19 protein-coding genes are annotated in these 19920 nt (G+C 72.1%); 5 read left to right on the top strand and 14 right to left on the bottom strand.

Translation table 11 applies throughout. The features are described 5' to 3' along the window. Positions 1-193: 193 nt before the first annotated feature. Complete coding sequence (locus ACZ5WK_RS34905) at positions 194-1192, bottom strand: carbohydrate-binding protein (protein WP_465553667.1); 999 nt, start codon at positions 1190-1192, stop codon at positions 194-196. A gap of 151 nt (positions 1193-1343) precedes the next feature. Beyond that, a complete protein-coding gene (locus ACZ5WK_RS34900) occupies positions 1344-3149 on the bottom strand; it encodes a GGDEF domain-containing protein (RefSeq protein ID WP_465553665.1) in 1806 nt (601 codons plus the stop codon). 368 nt (positions 3150-3517) lie between these two features. Here ACZ5WK_RS34900 and ACZ5WK_RS34895 point away from each other — a divergent pair, with 368 nt between their 5' ends. After that, positions 3518-4045, top strand: a complete 528-nt coding sequence (locus ACZ5WK_RS34895; RefSeq protein ID WP_465553663.1) for a flavin reductase family protein — start codon at positions 3518-3520, stop codon at positions 4043-4045. A gap of 14 nt (positions 4046-4059) precedes the next feature. On the opposite strand, the gene arfB is transcribed toward ACZ5WK_RS34895, so the two are convergent. Continuing rightward, a complete protein-coding gene (arfB, locus tag ACZ5WK_RS34890) occupies positions 4060-4491 on the bottom strand; it encodes an alternative ribosome rescue aminoacyl-tRNA hydrolase ArfB (protein WP_465553661.1) in 432 nt (143 codons plus the stop codon). A 62-nt stretch (positions 4492-4553) separates the two neighbouring features. Between arfB and ACZ5WK_RS34885 the strand changes: the two genes are divergently transcribed. Then, on the top strand, positions 4554-5042 hold the full coding sequence (locus tag ACZ5WK_RS34885; RefSeq protein ID WP_396325442.1) for a hypothetical protein: 489 nt from the start codon (positions 4554-4556) through the stop codon (positions 5040-5042). Between the two features lie 125 nt (positions 5043-5167). Beyond that, positions 5168-5743, top strand: coding sequence for a TerD family protein (locus tag ACZ5WK_RS34880; protein WP_396325388.1), 576 nt, complete (start codon positions 5168-5170; stop codon positions 5741-5743). 208 nt (positions 5744-5951) lie between these two features. On the opposite strand, the gene ACZ5WK_RS34875 is transcribed toward ACZ5WK_RS34880, so the two are convergent. The 7 genes from ACZ5WK_RS34875 to ACZ5WK_RS34845 all read right to left on the bottom strand — a co-directional run bounded on the left by ACZ5WK_RS34875 (position 5952) and on the right by ACZ5WK_RS34845 (position 12540). Next, positions 5952-7124, bottom strand: a complete 1173-nt coding sequence (locus ACZ5WK_RS34875) for a hypothetical protein (RefSeq protein WP_465553658.1) — start codon at positions 7122-7124, stop codon at positions 5952-5954. Positions 7125-7268: 144 nt separating this feature from the next. After that, positions 7269-7757, bottom strand: a complete 489-nt coding sequence (locus tag ACZ5WK_RS34870; protein WP_396325390.1) for a DUF3180 domain-containing protein — start codon at positions 7755-7757, stop codon at positions 7269-7271. A 195-nt stretch (positions 7758-7952) separates the two neighbouring features. Continuing rightward, positions 7953-8552, bottom strand: coding sequence for a 2-amino-4-hydroxy-6-hydroxymethyldihydropteridine diphosphokinase (gene folK, locus ACZ5WK_RS34865; RefSeq protein WP_396325391.1), 600 nt, complete (start codon positions 8550-8552; stop codon positions 7953-7955). A 40-nt stretch (positions 8553-8592) separates the two neighbouring features. Next, positions 8593-8952 (bottom strand): dihydroneopterin aldolase, encoded by a 360-nt coding sequence (gene folB / locus ACZ5WK_RS34860; protein WP_030059580.1) that lies wholly within the window; start codon positions 8950-8952, stop codon positions 8593-8595. A 246-nt stretch (positions 8953-9198) separates the two neighbouring features. Beyond that, entirely contained in the window at positions 9199-9681 is a 483-nt protein-coding gene (locus ACZ5WK_RS34855) for a nuclear transport factor 2 family protein (protein WP_380328914.1), read from the bottom strand. 31 nt (positions 9682-9712) lie between these two features. Next, positions 9713-10618 (bottom strand): dihydropteroate synthase, encoded by a 906-nt coding sequence (gene folP / locus ACZ5WK_RS34850; protein ID WP_465553655.1) that lies wholly within the window; start codon positions 10616-10618, stop codon positions 9713-9715. A gap of 86 nt (positions 10619-10704) precedes the next feature. After that, the gene (locus tag ACZ5WK_RS34845; RefSeq protein ID WP_465553653.1) at positions 10705-12540 is read right to left on the bottom strand and encodes a phosphatidylglycerol lysyltransferase domain-containing protein; all 1836 of its coding nucleotides are present in this window, start codon (positions 12538-12540) and stop codon (positions 10705-10707) included. A 349-nt stretch (positions 12541-12889) separates the two neighbouring features. On the opposite strand from ACZ5WK_RS34845, the gene ACZ5WK_RS34840 reads away from it, so the two are divergent. Then, on the top strand, positions 12890-14074 hold the full coding sequence (locus tag ACZ5WK_RS34840; RefSeq protein WP_465553651.1) for an alpha/beta hydrolase: 1185 nt from the start codon (positions 12890-12892) through the stop codon (positions 14072-14074). A 134-nt stretch (positions 14075-14208) separates the two neighbouring features. After that, positions 14209-14997 (top strand): ferritin-like domain-containing protein, encoded by a 789-nt coding sequence (locus tag ACZ5WK_RS34835; protein ID WP_465553649.1) that lies wholly within the window; start codon positions 14209-14211, stop codon positions 14995-14997. 36 nt (positions 14998-15033) lie between these two features. Here ACZ5WK_RS34835 and folE read toward each other — a convergent pair whose 3' ends face one another. From folE to tilS, 4 genes are all read right to left on the bottom strand, one after another. Then, entirely contained in the window at positions 15034-15639 is a 606-nt protein-coding gene (folE, locus tag ACZ5WK_RS34830) for a GTP cyclohydrolase I FolE (protein ID WP_465553669.1), read from the bottom strand. Positions 15640-15749: 110 nt separating this feature from the next. After that, entirely contained in the window at positions 15750-17801 is a 2052-nt protein-coding gene (ftsH, locus tag ACZ5WK_RS34825) for an ATP-dependent zinc metalloprotease FtsH (protein WP_465553647.1), read from the bottom strand. A 243-nt stretch (positions 17802-18044) separates the two neighbouring features. Continuing rightward, the gene (gene hpt / locus ACZ5WK_RS34820; RefSeq protein WP_030059589.1) at positions 18045-18599 is read right to left on the bottom strand and encodes a hypoxanthine phosphoribosyltransferase; all 555 of its coding nucleotides are present in this window, start codon (positions 18597-18599) and stop codon (positions 18045-18047) included. A 71-nt stretch (positions 18600-18670) separates the two neighbouring features. After that, complete coding sequence (gene tilS / locus ACZ5WK_RS34815) at positions 18671-19798, bottom strand: tRNA lysidine(34) synthetase TilS (protein ID WP_396325400.1); 1128 nt, start codon at positions 19796-19798, stop codon at positions 18671-18673. Positions 19799-19920 lie beyond the last annotated feature (122 nt).

Below are 19920 nucleotides of genomic sequence, written 5' to 3'. Positions count from 1 at the left end.
GCAAGAACGCCGACCTCGTCGTGGTCGACTCCCACACCTACGACCTCGTCGCCGTGATGCGCCGCGGCGAGTGGATCACCGGCGGGGACCGGTTCGCCACGGTCAAGCCCGCCTGACGGACCTCCGGTCACAGGACGACGGCCGCCCGCTCCCCGAGGGGAACGGGCGGCCGTCACGCGTCCGGGCGCCGTCCTCAGGCGCTGTACGGCTCCACCGTGATCTGGTCGATCAGCACCGGCCCGCTCGGGTTCGAGATGGTGACGGTGTTCGAACCGGCCTGCATCGGCGGGAGGATGAACGTCTTGAACCACGAGGACGCCGGGTCCTGGCCGGGCGAGTAGTTCTTGAACTGCAGCCCGCTCGGCCAGTCCTTGCCGTTGACCGAGGCCGAGGCCTTCACGTCGGCCGCCGCGTTGTTGAAGTGCACGGTCAGCTTGTACGTACCGGCCGTGGCGATGTCCCCGGTCCAGCTCACGGTGGAGCCCGGCTGCAGCGTCAGATAGCTCCCGTCCGCCGACTTGGCGCCCTTGACGGTGTTGCCGGACGGCGCGTTCTGCCCCTGCAGCTGCGCGGCGTCGACGGTGGACGGCCCGGCGGTGGCGGACGCGCCGGCCGACGGCGAACCGCCGGCCGACGGGCTGCCCGAACCCGAGCCGGTGCCGCTGCTCGGGGCGGCCGGCGCGGTGGTCTGGCCGCCGTTCTTGGCGTTCTTGCCGCCGTCCGGGTCCCCGGGGGAGAGCGCTATGCCCGCACCGATCGCGATGGCCGCGACCACCGCCACGGCGCCGATCACCGCGCCCTTGCTCCGCCCGCCGCTCGGCCGCTCCTCCCCCGGCTGCGGCCGGGAGCGCTCGGCGTACCGGGCCTGCTGGGTGGTCGCGCCGCCGCCGTACTCGGGCTGCTGCCCGTACGGCTGACCGCCCTGGCCGGACTGCGGGTATCCCTGCTGCTGCGGGGGGTACGGCTGCTGGCGCTGCTGCGGCGGGTACGGCTGCTGCCCGTACTGGGCGCGGCCGACCTCCATCGGGCGGTTGTACGACGTGCGGGGCACGCCCTGCTGCGGCTCGGCCGACTGCGCGGCACTGCCGTCGGCCGGACGGTAGAGGTAACCGAAGGGGTCGTCGTCCTGCGGGGCACCGCCCTCCGGGCTCTCGGGCACTCCGTTGCTGCCGGCGGTCGTCACGGTGGTCAACTCCCCCATCGCGTTCGCGTCGCCGGACTTCCGTGCCGCCGGCGCCAGTGGTCGCTCGTACCCGGGAACCCTACCTGCCGCCGGGCACACCCCGGAAAGACCCCTTGACAACCCGCCGGTAGCTTCGCCCCGGCCGACGGCCGGACAGGACCTAACCGGCCCGGCGGTGCGAGCGCTCGCCCCGGGCCCCGCGCACCGAACCGCCCCGGGCCCGCTTCTCGTCGTACATCCGCTCGTCGGCGGTTTGCAGGACCTCCTCGATGCTCATCCCGCAGCCCGCCCAGCCGATGCCGAGGCTGACGCCGACCCGCATCGCCCGGCCGTCGATCCGCATCGGCGGGATGATCGCGTTGCGCAGCCGGTGGGCGAGGTCCTTGGCCTCCTCGCGGCCGATGCCGTCGGCCAGCACCACGAACTCGTCGCCGCCGAGCCGGGCCACCGTGTCGCCGTCCCGCACCGCCTGGCTGAGCCGGCGGGCCACCTCGACGAGGACGGCGTCGCCCGCGTTGTGACCGAACCGGTCGTTGATCGACTTGAACCCGTCGAGGTCGCAGAAGATCACCGCGAGCCCCTTGTCCACCACGGCCGCCGCACCCGAGCGGAACGGGCCCGACCAGACGTCGCCCGCCCCGTGGTCGGCCGGGACCACCGCGTGCACGTGGTCGCCGTACCCGCCCGGCGCGGCGGGCGGCAGCGCGTAGCCGTCGACCGCGCCGTAGTGGTGGACGGGCGCGGAGAACGGGTCGCCCCCCTCCAAGCCGTCGTACGCGGCGTGCGCGCTGTAGGAGTCGGCGGGGTAGCCGGCGTACGGCTGCGGGTACGCGCCCTCGCCGAGCCCGGCCGCCGTGGCCGCGACGGCGCCGACGGTCTGCGGTTCGTTGCACAGCCGCCGCCCCAGCCTGGCCTTCAGCTCGGCGCTGTTCGGAAGCCCGGTGAGCGCGTCGTGGCTGGCCCGGTGGGCGAGCTGGAGCTCGTGCCGCTTCCGGTCCTCGATGTCCTCGACGTGGGTGAGCAGGAAGCTCGGGCCCTCGGCCGCGTCGGCGACGATCGAGTTGCGCAGGCAGACCCACTGGTAGCCGCCGTCGCGCCGGGAGAGCCGCAGTTCCGCCCGGCCGCTCTCGGCGCTGGTGCGCTCCAGCAGCGCGCGGTCGTCCGGGTGGACGAGGTCGGCGAAGCTCTGCTGGCGCAGTACCGCGCGGGGGCGGCCGAGCAGGCGGCAGAGCGCGTCGTTGACCCTGGTCAGCTGACCGCGGCCGGCACCGTGCAGCTCGGTGATGGCCATCCCGCTGGGCGCGTACTCGAAGGCCTGGCGGAAGCTCTCCTCACTGGCCCGCAGCGCCTGCTGTTCCTTCTCCAGGCGGGCCAGCGCGCGTTGCATCTCGGCCCGCAGCCGGGCGTTGCCGATCGCGATGGAGGCCTGGAGCGAGAACATCTCCAGCGCCTCCCTGGTCCAGGCACCGGGCCGCTTGCCGCTGCGCGGGCGGTCCACCGAGAGGACGCCGAGGAGGTCCCCGCCGGCGCTGTACATCGGGGCGAGCAGGCCGTCGGCGGGGTGCCAGTCGTTGGCGTAGACGGGCATCGGGCCGTCGCCGATCCACCGCGGGATGTCGCTGGCCACGGCCCAGCCACGGTCGTAGGGGAGGAAGCGGAGCGTGCCCCAGTGGTCGCTGACGCCGAGCAGCCGGTCCCAGGACTCCCGCGAGCCGACCTGGCCGAGCAGGACGGAGGGGCCGCCCATGGCGCTCTCCTCCAGCTCCCAGACGGCCGCCACCACGAGGTCCCCGTCCGGCCGGACGAGGCTGACCGCCGCGGCGTCGAACCCGAGCCCGTGCACCGCGCCCTCGACCACGGCCTGCAGCGTGCCCGCCAGGCTGCGGGCAGCGTTGAGGTCCGCCACGACCCGGTGCAAGGTGCGGAGGGTCGCGAGACGGACGTAGGGCTCCGACTCGGCTTCCATGCGGGGGCTCCCCGGCTGCTTCGGATAGTTCTTGAATGGTTATCGTCCGATTGCCAGAAGAACTGAATCACAGGGAGCACAGCGTTCGGCACGCTCGGTCAGCAATAGGCCATCACTTGTGACTTAAATCACACGACACTTATGCGCCCTTAATCAGCTCATCCGCCCCATAACGGGACACAGAGCTTTATCGGAACATTTCTGGTGGTCGGCCGCATTGGCCGCGCACTGAAGTCATCAGGCGGCCGGCAGGCCCCCTGCCTTCACTCCTGGGGGTGAGGCCGGCCCCGAACCGTGACCTCTGCGGCCCTGGTCCTACGACCACGGTCCGATGCCCTTCGGCACCGCCGCCGACTACCGTGCGGTACGTGTACTCGTCTCCGCAGCCCGAAGCTGCCTCCCAAGCGACGCCCGACGAGTTCCGGGCGGCGCTCTCCCAGCTCGCCTCGGGCGTGAGCCTGGTGACCGCCCACGACCCGGAGGACGGCGAGGACGTCGGCATGACCGCCACGTCCTTCCTCTCCGTGTCACTGGAGCCGCCACTGGTGCTGATCTCCGTCCGCGAGGACTCGCGGATGGACGAGGTGCTCTCCCGAACGGAGACCTGGGCGGTGTCACTGCTCTCCGAGGAGCAGAAGGCGCTCGGCTCGCGGTTCGCCATGAAGGGGCGGCTCAGCGACCGGCTGCTGTTCGCCGACGCACCGCACCACCGCGGCCCGTACAGCGACGCACCGCTGATCGACGGCGCGCTCGCCACCGTGGAGTGCCGCACCGAACAGCGGATACCCGCCGGCGACCACACCCTGCTGCTCGGGCGCGTCCTGCAGGCGGTCGTGCCCGACCCGGGCGGCCGCCCGCTGCTCTACTTCCGCGGCGGCTACCGGCAGCTCGGCTGAACCGCCGGGCCCTCCTACTCGCCCTTCGGGGAGCGCCGGCCCTGCTTCAGCTCGGCCCGGCGCCGCTTGTTGGAGAGCCGCCGCTCGACCATGCCCCGGCTCGGCTTCGTCGCCCGGCGGGTCTTCGGCGGCGGCGCGGTGGCCTCGCCCAGCAGCGACGCCAGCCGGGCCGCGGCGACCTCGCGGTTGCGCCACTGCGAGCGGTGCTCGGAGGCGCGAACCACCAGCACCCGCCCGTCCACCAGCCGGCCGGCCAGCCGCTCCAGGGCGCGCTGCCTCCACACCTCGGGCAGCGCCGCGGAGGCGGCCAGGTCGTAACGCAGCTCGACCTGGGTGTCGGAGGTGTTGACGTGCTGGCCACCGGGGCCGGACGAACGCGAGAAGCGCCAGACGAGCTCGGCGTCGGGGACGACCACCGACCCCCGTACGCGGATGGGCTCAGGCATGCGCCCATCATCCCGCGCCCGGGACGCACCGGTCACCCGGTTTTACCAGGACAATGGCGTACGTGATCGAGCTCGGCTACTCCCTCTCCAACCGCTTCCCCGACCCCCCGCAGACCGACTACCGCACCGCCTCCGTGCACGCGCTGCGGTACGACCTGTTCTGCGGCGACGTCTTCCTGGACAGCGACGGCACCGAACTGTCCACGGCCTGGGGATGGGTGCCGGTGCTCGACTTCGCCTGGGCACTCTGCGACATCGCCGAAGAGCTGGACCGCGACCCCGACGGCAGCCGCGCCGCCCGGGTGCAGACCGCCGACCTCGACTTCACCCAGAACACCGAGCTGCTGAGGTTCGCCCGCCGCTTCAACTGGGTGGAGGTCAGCGCCACGTGGCTGCCGGACGAGGAGCCCGCCGTGGTCCGCCACAGCGATCTGCGGCGCGAAGCCCGCGACTTCCTCCAGGACACCCTGGCCGACCTCTTCGACATGCACCCCGATCTGGCCGACAATCCGGCCATCTGGTCACTCCAGGGCCGCTTCCGGCGAATCTGATCGGAATTCGTTCCGGCCATTGCCCTGACGTGATTCACCCAAAAGAATTTGCCGGGGAGCCTGGAACCAAGCCCACGGTCTCCCGCGTTATCCCGGGCAAAAGCAACGAAGGGACAGCAAACACCATGCCAGTGAGCCTCTCCAAGGGTGGCAACGTCTCGCTGACCAAGGAGGCCCCCGGCTTGTCCGCGGTCACCGTCGGTCTCGGCTGGGACGTCCGCACCACGACCGGCGCCGAGTTCGACCTCGACGCCAGCGCGATCGTGCTGAACGCGGACGGCAAGGTGCTGTCCAACAGCCACTTCGTCTTCTTCAACAACACCAGCACCCCGGACAGCACCGTCGTCCACACCGGTGACAACCGCACCGGCGAGGGCGCCGGCGACGACGAGGCGATCAACGTCAACCTGGCCGGCCTGCCGGCCGAGGCCGTCAAGATCACCTTCCCGGTCTCGATCTACGACGCCGTCTCCCGGTCGCAGAACTTCGGCCAGGTCCGCAACGCCTACATCCGCGTGGTCAACGCGGCCGGCGGTGCCGAGATCGCCCGCTACGACCTCTCCGAGGACGCCGCCACCGAGACCGCCATGATCTTCGGCGAGCTCTACCGCAACGGCGCCGAGTGGAAGTTCCGTGCCGTCGGCCAGGGCTACGCCTCCGGCCTCGCGGGCATCGCCCAGGACTTCGGCGTCCAGCTCTGACGCCACTCCCGGAGCGCCCGGCCCCCCTCCGTCAGGGGCCGGGCGCTCCGCCGTTCCCGGCCCGTGCACGGAAGGCCGGCCCCGCCGGCTTCCCGTGCGCCCCGGTGCCCCTCCCGGGCCGCCCTCCCCGCCTCCCGCCCGGAACACCTCGGCGCAGGGAGCCGGCCGGGCCGGCTTCCTGCGCCGAGGGCAGCAGTGATGGGTGGGGTCAGCGCGAGGCGCGCAGCTCCGGGAGCTGGAGCAGCTCGGTCTCGTCGTCCGGAGTCAGGTCGACCACCTTCGGCTGCCCCTGGACCGCCTGGGCCGCCTCGGCCGGCTCCGTCCCGGTGCCGGCCGCCGCCGGCTGAGCCCCGGCCCGTGCCTCCGCCGCGGCCTCGGCCTGGGCGGCCACCGCCTCGTCACCGACCACGTCGGCGAGGTCCGTGCGCTCGCCCAGCTCCGCGACGCTGCCGACAGCGGGGGCCGGAGCCGCCGCCCGGACGGCACCGGCGGAGTTGCGGCCGAAGAAGCTGAAGCCCTGCCCGCGCGCCGCCCCGGACTGCGCCGGCCGCGGCCGCTGCCGCTCGGCCGGCACCGCGGGCGCGGTCTGGGCGCCACCGAGCTGCCCGACCGTCGCCGTCAGCACCGGCCTCACCGGAGCCGCGGGTGCGGCCACCGCGGGCCTGGACGCCGCCGGGGCGGGCACCGCGGGAACTACCGGGGCCGGCACCGCGGGGACCACCGGCGCGGGCACGGAAACGGGCTCGGAAACGGGCGCAGAGGCGGGCGCGGAGACAGTCGCGGGCACCGTACGGGCGCGCAGCGCGACCTCCGCGCCGGCCGCACGCTCCCGCTGCTCCTGCTGCGCCGCCGCGCGCCGCTCCAGATGCCGCAGCACGGCCGCGGCCCGGACGAAGGCGGCCGGGCTGGCCGGGTACTTGGGGCGGCTCGCGGCGAGCGCGCGCTGAGCCGCCTCGGCCTCCTTGAGCGCCTGCTCGGCGACCATGACGGCCCGCTCGCGCAGCAGCCGGGCGATCTCCGTCTCGGCCTTGGCCAGCCGTGACTTCTCCGCCGTCAGCCGCCGCCCGAACCGGGTGGCCCGCTCCTCGGCGACCTCCGCCGCGTACTCGGCCTCGGCGAGCTGCTCCTCGAAGCGCTCCTCGGCCCGCAGCCGCTGGGCGACGGAGACCTCGGCCGCGGCCCGGGCGGCCCGGTCGCGCTGGCGCAGCAGCACCGCGATCCCGAGCGCCGCGAGCACCGCGGCCACGCCCACCGAGCGGACCAGGATGGTGTCCTGACTGAAAAGCAGCGCGGCCACCGCGGCGACGATGAGCACGCCGGCGGCGGTGGGGGGAAAGACCCGGCCGAGGACGGAGGAATGACGGTGGCGTCCGCGAGACATGCCAAGAAACTAGCGTGCGAATTGGGGCCGTGTCAGCCCAGGGTCCGCTTTGGCCCTTGACACTGCACAAGCTTTACCGCACGTGCCCGGCTTCTCACTCAAGATCACCGAACGCATCGCCCCTGATCACGGAAAGGGGCCTGCTCAGCGGTGTGTGGCCGCCGGCCCGCTCGGGTCGTCGTGATTCTCGGGCAGCTTGCAGACGTGCTGGAGCCAGAGCGCCGCCGCGATCACCGCGATGCCGGCCAGCACCGAGAGGCCGGCCGTCACGGCCTGGTCCTTGCGGGCCGCCACGTCCAGCTCGCCGAGCAGGTAGATCCCCGCGCCCGCGTAGATGCCGGTGACCACCGCGGAGACCAGTGCGCTCGCCTGTGCGAGGACGACCGCCCGGGCCGCGCCCAGCGGGTCCACCCCCTTCGCCCCGGGCTGCCGCTCGCGTGCCGCCTTCAGCCGGGACCGCAGCGAGATCGCCGTGGCGAAGAGGATCACCGCCACCGCGGCCAGGACCACCGGCGCCGCGCCGGGCACGGCCGGCAGGGTGTCCAGGGAGGCCCAGAGCTTGGCACCGGCCCAGGACAGCGCCGTCGTCGTGGCGATGATGCCGACCAGCAGGCGGAGGCGAAGCAGCTTCACTCGGACATGGTCCTTCCCGGGGTTCCGGAGTCGGGCGGCCGCCCCCGGGCTGGGGGTACGACGGCGCCAGGCCACCGTACCGGCCCGGCCGGGCGGGCACCCGCGCGTGCGGCGGACACCTGGTCGTACGGCCGGGGCCCCGCCCGAGTTCCCCGGCCGGCCCGGGCGGGACCCCCGCCCGGGCGGCCGGAGGCCCTACTCCGGCAGCGTCAGCCGGATGTCCTCGCGCCGCCGGACGCCCTGCGCGTCCGCGCCGCCGAGCGCCTGCAGCAGCGCGGCGACCTGCCCGTGCCCGGGCACCTCGGCCTCCGGCTGGGCGTCCAGCCAGGGGGCGAGCACGAACGCCCGCTCGTGCGAGCGCGGGTGCGGCAGCAGCAGCTGCGGGTCGTCGCTGGTGACGCCCTCGTAGGCGAGGATGTCGACGTCCAGGGTGCGCGGGCCCCAGTGGACGGTGCGGACCCGGCCGAAGGCGTCCTCGATCGCGTTGCCGCGCTCCAGCAGGTCGCGCGGGGGCAGCGAGGTGCGCAGCACGACCACCGCGTTGTAGTAGTTGGGCTGCTCCTCGGGGCCGCCGACGGCCTCCGTCTCGTAGACGGCGGAGACCGCCTTGATCCGGAGCCCGGGAGTGTCGGCGAGGGCGTCGACGGCGCCCTGGAGGGTGTCCAGGCGGTTGCCCAGATTGGAGCCGAGGGCGATCACGGCGCAGCGCTGGCTGTGCAGCGTGGTGTCGGCCGAGTCCACCCGGCGCTCCAGGTCGAATGTGGTCGGCGAGGCGGTCGGGTCGCTCGTGGTCATCGGAATCCCTCTGCAACTGGAACGGGGTGCGCGGTCGGGCTCATGCGCGGCCCCGGTGAATGGTCACGGTCACGTCGTCGAACGGCACGGTGATCGGGGCGTCCGGCTTGTGCACGGTGACCTCGACCTCCTCCACCGCTTCGTGCTTCAGGCATTGGTCGGCGATGCGCTGGGCGAGGGTCTCGATCAGGTCGACGGGCTCGCCGGCGATGATCGCGGTGACCTCCTCGGCCACGATCCCGTAGTGCGCCGTGCGGGTGAGGTCGTCGCCGGACGCGGCGGGGCGGGTGTCCAGGTAGAGCACCAGGTCCACGACGAAGGTCTGGCCCTCGACGCGCTCGCGCTCGAAGACGCCGTGGTGGCCCCGGGCACGCAGGCCCCGCAGGGTGACGCGGTCCAGCAAACGAATCACTGCTCCCAGTCGGACGGGCCCTGCCCCGGCGGAACGTGGGCAGGCAGGGTGAAGGCGGGCATCGCGCCCGCCACTCCGTTTCGAATCTACCTGCGAGCACGGACAACGCCTGACCGTCCTACCCGGCACGAACCGTCGCCACGCGCGCCGGAATGGCGATTGACGTGAACGTTCGGTGACCGATCGGAAATTCCCGGACGACCGTCGGGCTCCGTTTTCCCGACGGTCCCCGGATCAGTCCTCGTCCTCGTCGTCACCGCTGGTCAGCACGGGTGACCCGTGGTGCGACCAGAGCTTCCAGCCGGCCGGCGTACGGCGGAAGAGATTGGTCGACACGACCTTTCCCCCGACCAGCGGCCCGAGTTCGCCCTCCTCCTCCGCCTCCCCGCCGGAAAGGATGTTCTCCGTGCACGTGACAAGAGCCACATCGCCGTGAACCTCGGCCTCGACATCGGTCAGGATGAACTGGATGTACTCCGTGTTCGCCATGATCAGCATGTACGAGCGGGTCACCTGGGCCCGCCCGCGCAGCACCGGCCAGCCGGGGTGCACACACACCACGCCGCCCTTGTCGTCGGCCTCGGCGGCCCCCAGCCAGGCGTCCTCGACCGCCTCCAGATCGCCGTTCTCCAGCGCCTCGTACAACGCCCGGTTGGCCTCCAGTACGGCCTCCCGGTCCGCCTCTCCGGCTCGTTGACCCGCGGTCTCGCCACTCACCCTGCCGTCACCTGCCACAGACCCTCCCGTTTCACCCGCCCTCCGTGCCCGTCGTCGGGCAGGAGGGGCCCAACCGGGCCGCGCGCTGCCAGGCCGCGACCACCCGGACGGCATCCGCCGTGCCGGCAACGTCGTGCACCCGCACCGCCCAGGCGCCGGCCCGGGCCGACAGCACCGACACCGCAGCGGTCGCGTCGTCGCGCTCCCGGGCCGGGCGCAGCTCCCCGGTTTCCGGGTCGGCGAGCAGCGTACCCAGGAACCGCTTGCGCGATGCGGCGACGAGGACGGGACGGCCGAGCCCGGTGAGCGCGTCGAGCCGGCCGAGCAGTGCCCAGTTGTGCTCGGCGGTCTTGGCGAACCCCAGGCCCGGGTCCAGGATCAGCTGCTCCTCCTTGACGCCGGCCGCCAGCAGCGCGTCCACCCGGGCGGTCAGCTCGCCGACCACGTCGGCCACCACGTCGCCGTAGACCGCCAGCTCGTCCATGGCGGCGGACTGCCCGCGCCAGTGCATCACCACGAACGGGGCGCCGGTCTCGGCCACCACCCGGGCCATCGCCGGGTCGGCCAGGCCGCCGGAGACGTCGTTGATGATCCGGGCGCCGGCCGCCACGGCCTGCTCGGCGACGGAGGCGCGCATGGTGTCGACGGAGACCACCAGCCCGGCGTCGGCCAGTTCGCGGACCACCGGCAGCACCCGGCCGAGCTCCTCCTCCTCGGGCACCCGCTCCGAGCCCGGGCGGGTGGACTCGCCGCCGACGTCCACCAGGTCCGCGCCGCGGGCCCGCAGCGCGAGGCCGTGCGCGATGGCGCGGGCGGGGTCGTGCCACATCCCGCCGTCGGAGAAGGAGTCGGGGGTCACGTTGACCACGCCCATCACGGCGCAGCGGTCGAGCCGCGGTAGTCCGGCCGGCAGGGAGAAGGACAGCGAATCGCTCATACTCCCCATTATCGAACCGGCCATTATCGAACCGGGCCCCCACCGGATGTTTCCCGGTGGGGGCCCGATCAGTGGTGCGGCGCGGCTCAGGCGGCCTCGGTGACCTCCGGGCGCGGCGGCGGCATCAGGCCGTGCCGCTGCGGCTTGCGGCCGAAGCGCGGCATCCCGAGCGTGATGAAGGCCTCGGCCTGCATCGCGGCGAAGCCGATCCGGGGCAGGTCGCGGGTGTTCGGGAAGACCAGGAAGCGCGGCTCCCACTCGGGCTGGAACTTGGCGTTGAACTTGTACAGCGACTCGATCTGGAACCAGCGCGAGAGGAAGACCAGCAGCCCGCGCCAGGCCCGCAGCACCGGCCCGGCACCGATCCGCTCACCGCGGGCCAGCGCCGAGCGGAACATCGCGAAGTTGAGCGAGACCCGGCGGATGCCCATCGCCGGCACGGCCTGCAGCGCGGCCACGATCAGCAGCTCGTTCAGGCCCGGGTCGGCGGCGCGGTCACGGCGCATCAGCTCCAGCGAGATGCCGTCCGGCCCCCACGGCACGAAGTGCAGCACGGCCTTCAGGTCGTCGCCGCTCTCGCCCTCCTCCGGCGCCTTGTGGGCGGTGACCACCACGCAGGCGTCGTCGCCCGGGTCGCCGAAGCGGCCCAGCGCCATCGAGAAGCCGCGCTCGGTGTCGGTACCGCGCCAGCGGGCGGCGGCGTCGGCGATCCGGTACCTCTCGTCCGCGGTGAGGTCGGCGACCTTGCGCACCTGGCAGGAGTAGCCGTTGCGCTCGATCCGCTTGACCATCTGCCGGACGTTGCGCATGGCCCGGCCGGAGAGCGAGAAGGTGCTCGTGTCGACGATCGCCTCGTCGCCGAGCTCCAGCGCGTCCAGCCCCGCCTCGCGGGTCCAGACCTCGCCGCCGACCTCGCTGCAGCCCATCACGGCCGGCACCCAGGCGTGCTCGCGGGCCTCGGCCATGAAGACCTTGATCGCGCCCGGCCAGGCCTCGACGTCGCCGACCGGGTCACCGGAGGCGAGCATCACGCCGGAGACCACCCGGTACGAGATCGCCGCCTTGCCGGTGGGCGAGAACAGCACGCTCTTGTCGCGGCGCAGCGCGAAGTAGCCGAGCGAGTCCCGCTCGCCGTGCCGGTCGAGCAGCCCGCGGACCTTCTCCTCGTCCTCGGCGGTCAGCTCCGGCTTGGGCTTCTCCGGCCGCAGCGCCAGGTACGCGGTGGTGAAGGCGGTGATCAGGCCCATCCCGCCGAGCAGGTAGGCGACGAGGTCGGAGACCCTGTCCGAGGTGTAGCCGACCGGGCCTTCGAAACCGAACAGCCCGTACCCGACGTGCTCCAGGCGGTGGAACAGACCCGGGTGGCCGATCTCGTACTTGGTCCGGGTGGAGACGATCAGCAGGCCGATCAGCACGCTGATGGTGCCCATCACGGCAAGGTTGACCACGGCCCGCCAGCGGGTGCGCGGGTCGGCCTTGGCGTAGAACTCGCGCCGGTGGACCAGCATCACCGCGAACAGCACCAGCGAGACGACCGCCGGGCCGATCTGGTGCCAGCGCAGGATGTGCAGCGCCGCGCCGACCGGCAGCAGCACGCAGACCGCGCGCCAGGCCCGCTTCTTGCGGCGGCGCAGAGCGTGGGCGAGCAGCACCAGCAGCAGGCCGACCATGAGCGTGCCGGCCGTGGCCAGGGTGGTGGTGCCGCCGGGCAGCTGCCCGGTGAAGTCGTGCACCCTGGTGTGCCGAAGCCTGGGGAACACCGCGCTGGCGATGTCCACCAGCCCGATCAGGAGGCACGCGTAGCCGACCGCACCGGGGAGCCAGGCCCTCGGGACGGCGGCCGCTTGGGTACGAAGCGTCTGCAGGCCGCGGCGGCGGGGCGGCTGCTCGGGGCTCGGCTCAACGGACACGGGAACGCTCATGGAAGCTCAGCGTAGAGGCTGCGGAGCGCAGTCCTGTCACTCCGGGGGAGGAGTTGTGATGGACCTTCATGCCTTTTCCTTCATCGGGCAATGCGCACACCAAAAATCCGGAAACAGAAGGTAAACCGGTGTTCGGCGTGCGCTGCGATTGAGCCGAGGGTGGGAGCCGGGGCCCCGCACCGCGTGGCGCGACGAGCCCCCGCATACGCGGTACGTACGGTGGACGCCGCATTCTAGGGCGCCGGTTGCGTGGGATCACCCCCGGCCTCCTGGCCTGCCCCGACGTCCGGACAGCCTAGCCGCGATGGCCGGAACTGACGGGCCGCCAGACGATGAAGCCTGCCCGACAGTGTCCCAGCGGAAGGCCGACGGCATGGAACTGACCAGCGACGCGTTGGTGAACTCGCTGCTCGCACTCGGCGCGGCGGCCCTGCTCGCCACGCTCTGGCTCTGGCCCCGGCTGGCCCGCCAGCGCCCCTTGCCGGTGATCGGCCGGGTCGGTCTGATGACCGTCACTCAGGTCTCGGTGCTGGCGGTGCTGGCGCTCTCGGTCAACAACTCCTTCGGCTTCTACACCTCCTGGGACGACCTGCTCAGCCCCGGCGGTGCCAAGCTGGCGCTCACCAGCAACGAGAACCACCACGGCGGCACCCCGGTCTCCGACGCGCTGGTCCAGCCCAGCAACGAGGGCGGCATGGAGGAGATCACCGACCTGCCCAAGGGTCCGCAAGAGGAGGTCGGCAAGGTCGAATCCGTCCAGGTCACCGGCAAGGAGACCGGCCTCTCCGACCAGATGTTCGTCTACCTCCCGCCGGAGTACTTCGACCCGAAGCTCGCCATGGTGCGCTTCCCTGTCCTGCTGGGCATCTCCGGCTTCCCCGGCACCAGCCTGAACCTGATGAAGGAGCTCCCCGTCCCGCAGACCGCCTGGGAGCTGCGCAAGGCCGGCAAGATGGCGCCCGCGATCATCGTGATGGCCCGGCCGACCGTCGCCCCGCCGCGCAACACCGAGTGCGTGGACGTCCCCGGCGGGGCGCGCACCGAGTCCTGGTTCGCCAACGACGTGCCCGAGGCACTGCGCGCCACCTACCGGGTCAGCCATTCCGCCTCGTCCTGGGGCGTGCTCGGCTTCTCCACCGGCGGCAGCTGCGCGATGCGGCTGGCGATGCGCTATCCGGAGGTCTTCGGCAACGGGGTGGGCATGCACGGCGACTTCAAGGTGGCCGAGGACCAGTTCACCGGCGGCAACCTCTTCGGCGGGGACAAGGGGCTGGCCGACCAGAGCGACCTCAACTGGCGGCTGCAGAACCTCCCCGCGCCGAACCTCTCGCTGATGGTGATCAGCAGCCGCAAGGAGGCCGACTACCCGGAGACGGTGAAGTTCGTCGAGCTGGCCCAGCAGGTGTCGGCGGCCAACCCGCAGTTCAAGGTCGAATCGCTCTACCTGGACGACGGGGGCCACAACTTCGACAGCTGGCGCCGCGAGCTGCCCGCCGCCCTGGAGTGGATGGGCGCCCGGCTCACATGGACCTGACCCCCGCCCGGCACCTCGCCGCCGGGTGAGTGATTACCGGCCGGTCGGGTGAGGCGTCCGGCGCCCCGCGGGAACGTATCGCGGCCGCCCGGCCGCCCGGCCGGCGCCGGCCCGGATCCGAGCAGGAGGCTCCATTGCTCAGCACCCGATCGCTCTTCAACGAGATCTATCGGAACGACGAGGCCTACCAGTTGTTCTGCAGCATCGCGGCCGGTGGCGAGGACCAGGGCGGCTGGGAGAACGAACGGATCACCGCACTCACCCGGGACCCGGTCCTCGCCTCCAAGATCGCCCGGCACGGCGCCGACGAACGCAAGCACGGCAGGATCTTCACCCAGCTGCTGAACAAGCGCGGCCTGCCCAGGGTGGACGTCCCCGCCGAGGCCGACTACTGCATGCTGCTGGAGCGCCAGGGCGTCGGCCTCTCGCACGAGCGGCTGAACAGCGACGTCCCGCTCGCCGAACGCGAGATCATCACCTACCTGGTGCACAGCCGGGTGACCGAGCAGCGCGCGGCCGAGCAGATGCACCAGCTGGTCAAGGTGTACGGGGACAACCCCGACCTCGGCCGGGCGATGCGGATGATCTCCGCCGACGAGGACAACCACCTCGCCTACTGCCACGAGGAGCTGATCCGGCTGGCCGCCGAGGGCCACGGCCCGTACATCCGGCACACCCTGGAGACCAGTGCGCGCGGCGAGATCCGAACCCACCGGGACGTCGGCCTCGCGGTGACCGTCCGGATGGCGAAGATCCTCCGCTGGCCGCGCTGGCAGCTGGCCGTGGTCACGGCCGGCGTCCACGCGCTCTACCTCTACGACCTGGCGTTCGGCTGGCGGCGGATGGTGAGGCTGCGGATGCCCGAACGCCGCAACGCCCTGGGCACCCCGGCCCCGCCGCACGCCGGGCAGGGGGCGCTCTGAGCCTGCCCTGCCCCTGCCCCTGCCCGTGCCCTGCTGCTACCGCCCGATGATGAGACTCATCGCCTCGGCCCGGGTGGCCGGGTCACGGAGCTGGCCGCGCACGCAGGACGTGATGGTCTTGGCGCCGGGCTTGCGGATGCCGCGCATCGACATGCACATGTGCTCGCACTCGACCACGACGATCGCCCCGCGCGGTTCGAGGATCCGCATCAGCGCGTCGGCGACCTGGCTGGTGAGCCGCTCCTGCACCTGCGGGCGGCGGGCGTAGACGTCCACCAGCCGGGCCAGCTTGGACAGACCGGTGATCTTCCCGCTGGCCGAGGGGATGTACCCGACGTGCGCCACGCCCCGGAACGGCACCAGGTGGTGCTCGCAGACCGACGTCAGCTCGATGTCCTTGACCAGCACCATCTCGTCGTGGCCGAGGTCGAAGGTGGTGGTGAGGACGTCCTCGGGCTCCTGCCAGAGGCCCGCGAATATCTCCTTGTAGGCCCGGGCGACCCGGGCCGGCGTCTCCAGCAGGCCCTCGCGGTCCGGGTCCTCCCCCACGGCGAGCAGGAGCTCGCGAATGGCGTTCTCGGCCCGCTTCTGGTCGAAGGTCCCGACGGCGGGCGGACCGTCGAACGTCACCGGGTCGATCATGCGGGCCTCGCTAACTAGTGGGAACGACTGGCTGAACAGCACGGATGCCGCGCCTCCAGGGTACAAACCCCGGTGACGCGGCATCCATTCCGTACTGTCCAGGCGCTGGATCAGCCCTCCGTGGGCGGCTCCGCCGGCAGCGGCGGGAGCTTCACCACGTCCACCGGAGAGGTGTCGGTGGCGGCGGCGCCGTTGGTGAGCGCCAGCTCCTTCGGCGACTGCACCGGCGGCCGGGTGGACGGCGTCCGACGGGACGAGCCCGTCCAGGCCGGCCGGGCCGGGCGCTTGACGATGGTCGAGAAGATCTCGGCGATCTGCTCCTTGTTGAGGGTCTCCTTCTCCAGGAGCTCCAGGACCAGGTTGTCGAGCACGTCGCGGTTCTCGACCAGGATCTCCCAGGCCTCGTTGTGCGCGTTCTCGATGAGCTTCTTGACCTCTTCGTCGACCAGCCCGGCGACCTCTTCCGAGTAGTCGCGCTGGTGTCCCATCTCACGACCGAGGAACGGCTCCGAGTTGTCCGAGCCGAACTTGATCGCGCCGAGGCGCTCGGTCATGCCGTACTGGGTGACCATGGCCCGCGCCGTGGCGGTGGCCTTCTCGATGTCGTTCGAGGCGCCGGTGGTCGGGTCGTGGAAGACCAGCTCCTCCGCCGCACGCCCGCCCAGCATGTAGGCCAGCTGGTCGAGCATCTCGTTGCGGGTGGTGGAGTACTTGTCCTCGTCCGGCAGCACCATGGTGTAGCCGAGGGCCCGGCCGCGGGACAGGATCGTGATCTTGTGCACCGGGTCGCTGTTGGGGCACGCCGCCGCCACCAGGGCGTGGCCGCCCTCGTGGTACGCGGTGATCTTCTTCTCCTTGTCGGACATGATCCGCGTGCGCTTCTGCGGACCGGCCACGACGCGGTCGATCGCCTCGTCCAGGATGTTGTTGTCGATCAGCTTCTTGTCCGAGCGGGCGGTCAGCAGAGCGGCCTCGTTGAGGACGTTCGACAGGTCCGCGCCGGTGAAGCCGGGGGTGCGCTTGGCGACGGCCGAGAGGTCGACGTCGGGCGCGATCGGCTTGCCCTTCTGGTGCACCTTGAGGATGTCCAGCCGGCCCTGGAGGTCGGGGCGCTCGACCGCGATCTGACGGTCGAAGCGGCCCGGGCGCAGCAGCGCCGGGTCCAGGATGTCGGGGCGGTTGGTCGCGGCGATCAGGATCACGCCGCCCTTGACGTCGAAGCCGTCCATCTCGACCAGCAGCTGGTTGAGGGTCTGCTCGCGCTCGTCATGGCCGCCGCCGAGGCCCGCACCGCGGTGCCGGCCGACGGCGTCGATCTCGTCGACGAAGACGATCGCCGGGGCGTTCGCCTTGGCCTGCTCGAAGAGGTCGCGGACACGGCTGGCGCCGACACCCACGAACATCTCGACGAAGTCGGAGCCGGAGATCGAGTAGAACGGCACCCCGGCCTCGCCCGCGACGGCGCGCGCCAGCAGGGTCTTACCGGTACCGGGCGGGCCGTACAGCAGCACACCCTTGGGGATCTTGGCACCGACCGCCTGGAACTTGGCCGGCTCCTGCAGGAACTCCTTGATCTCGTGGAGCTCCTCGACCGCCTCGTCCGCACCTGCGACATCCGAGAACGTGGTCTTCGGGGTGTCCTTGGTGAGCAGCTTGGCCTTCGACTTGCCGAACTGCATGACGCGCGAGCCGCCGCCCTGCATCTGGTTCATCAGGAACAGGAAGACGAGCACGATGATCACGATGGGCAGCATCGACAGCAGGAGGCTGACGAAGGTGCTCTGCTTCTCCGGGCTGACGGTGTAGCCGTCGGAGAGCGTGCTCTGGTCGTTGTCGTTGATCTGGGCCTGGAGCTTCTCGGCGAGATTGACACCCTGGTCGCCGATGTACGAGGCCTGGAACTTGCTGCCGGACGGGGGCTTGCCCGTGCCGGCGTCGGACAGCTTGGCGCCGTCCTTCAGCTGGATCTTGATCGTGTTCGAGTCACCGGTGGTGATCTGCGCCGACTTGACCTGCTTGGCATCGATCGCTGCGACGACCTGCCCGGTGTCCACCGTCTTGTAGCCGTTCGAGTCAGAAACGACCTGCATCAGCACGATGACGGCGAGGACGGCCAGCACGATCCACATGATCGGCGCACGGAAGTATCGCTTGACGTCCATCCATGCGGGGCGTTGCCGCCCCGTCCCTCCTGCCACTCAACGGCGCCGCGGGGCTCGAGGGCCGCCGGCGCATCCGGTCTGTGCTCATGTGAAGAGCGGTTTTATTGGACCGTACCGCAGTCCGACCCACCCGTGGCGGGAGCACAGCGACACGACGTATTTCTATTTCCCCTCGATCCAACGGGCGGGAACGGCGTACTGTTCCCGCCCGTAGCCCGAACGGGGCCCCGGGACCGTTTTTTCTCAGCCGCCGTAGACGTGCGGGGCGAGGGTCCCGATGAAGGGGAGGTTACGCAGCTTCTCCGCGTAGTCGAGGCCGTAGCCGACCACGAACTCGTTGGGGATGTCGAAGCCGACGTACTTGACGTCGATCTCGACCTTGGCCGCGTCCGGCTTGCGCAGCAGGGTGCAGACCTCCAGCGAGGCCGGGCCGCGCGAGCCCAGGTTGCCGAGCAGCCAGGACAGGGTCAGGCCCGAGTCGATGATGTCCTCGACGATCAGGACGTCCCGGCCGGCGATGTCGGTGTCGAGGTCCTTGAGGATCCGCACCACGCCGGAGGACTTGGTGCCCATCCCGTACGAGGAGACCGCCATCCAGTCCATGGTGACCTGCGAGTGCAGGGCACGGGCGAGGTCCGCCATGACCATCACGGCCCCCTTGAGGACGCCGACGATCAGCAGGTCCTTGCCTGCGTAGTCCCGGTCGATGCGCTCGGCCAGCTCCAGGAGCTTGGCGTCGATCTCGTCCTTGCTGATGAGCACCTTCGCGAGGTCAGCGCCCATGTCGTTCTGGTCCACCGGGGATACGTCCTCAAACGTTCGGGGTCTGGATGGCCGGCGGCCCGGCGCCCCGGGAGCATGCCTGCCCGTCAGTCGCCCTGCCGCCGAAAGACCAGCGTGCCACACCTGCGGGTGGCTTCGACGCCCCCGGGTAGGTGCAGCGGCCCCTGGCCGCGCCAACCGGTGACCAGCAGGTCGATCGTTTCGAGGTGGCGCGCGAAGAGGTCCCCCGCCGGGCAGCCCGCCCGCAGCGCGGCCCGGCGCAGCACCCGGCGGCGTACCGCGGGCGGCAGTTCGGCCAGCTTGGCGGCGTCCAGCGTGCCTTCGCCCGTCCGGAGGTCGCGCTCGGCGAGCGCGGCCCACTGGTCCAGCGCGTCGGCGTCGTCCCGGAACAGCCGGGCGGTGCGGGCCAGCGCCTCGACCACGCCGCCGCCGAGGTGCTTCTCCAGCACCGGCAGCACCTCGTGGCGCACCCGGGAGCGGGTGTAGGCGGGGTCGCAGTTGTGCGGGTCGTCCCAGACCGGGATCGCCTGGGCGGAGCAGGCCTGGCGGGTGGCGGCCCGGTCCAGCTCCAGCAGCGGGCGGCGGTAGCGGCCCTTCTGGGCCGGCATCCCGGCCAGCGAGCGGGAGCCGGAGCCGCGGGCCAGGCCCAGCAGCACCGTCTCGGCCTGGTCGTCGCGGGTGTGGCCGAGCAGGACGGCGACCGCTCCGTGGCGCTCGGCGGCCTCGTCCAGGGCCGCGTAGCGGGCGTCCCGGGCGGCGGCCTCGGGGCCGCCGGCGCGGCCGACCCGGACCGGGACGGCCTCGACCGGGTCGAGGCCGAGCGAGCGGAGCCGCTCGGCGACCTGGGCGGCGCGGTCGGCGGAGCCGGTCTGGAGGCCGTGGTCGACGGTGACGGCGCCGACCCGCAGGCCGATCTTGGGGGCTTCGAAGGCGGCCGCGATGGCCAGCGCCATGGAGTCCGCGCCGCCGCTGACGGCGACCAGGACCAGCGGCGAACCGGGCGCGGCCGGGGTGCGCGGAAGCCCGGAGGGGTGGCGGTGGGCGTTGCCGATCAGGGTGGTCCCGACGGCGGCGCCGACCAGCGGTGCCCCGCTCGGGCGCTCGCGGGGCTCGCGCACGGGCGCGGTGAAGGTGGTGCCGGCCTCGGCGGCGAGGTCGGTGAGCGTGCGGCGTACGGCCAGGCGTATCGCGGCGACAGCGGGGTGTGGGCCCACGGCGGGCGGCTCCTTGGCGGAGGGGGGACAGGACGGCGGTGGGCGCGGCGGGGACCGCGCATCCGTGAGCACCCTGTTACCGGGCGCTCACAGATGGTGGCAGAAAGGAGGCACCCGCTACG

Source organism: Kitasatospora sp. NPDC032757, assembly GCF_055579305.1.
The sequence above is the reverse complement of the archived record's forward strand: the minus strand, read 5'-3'. Positions and strand labels throughout refer to the sequence as shown.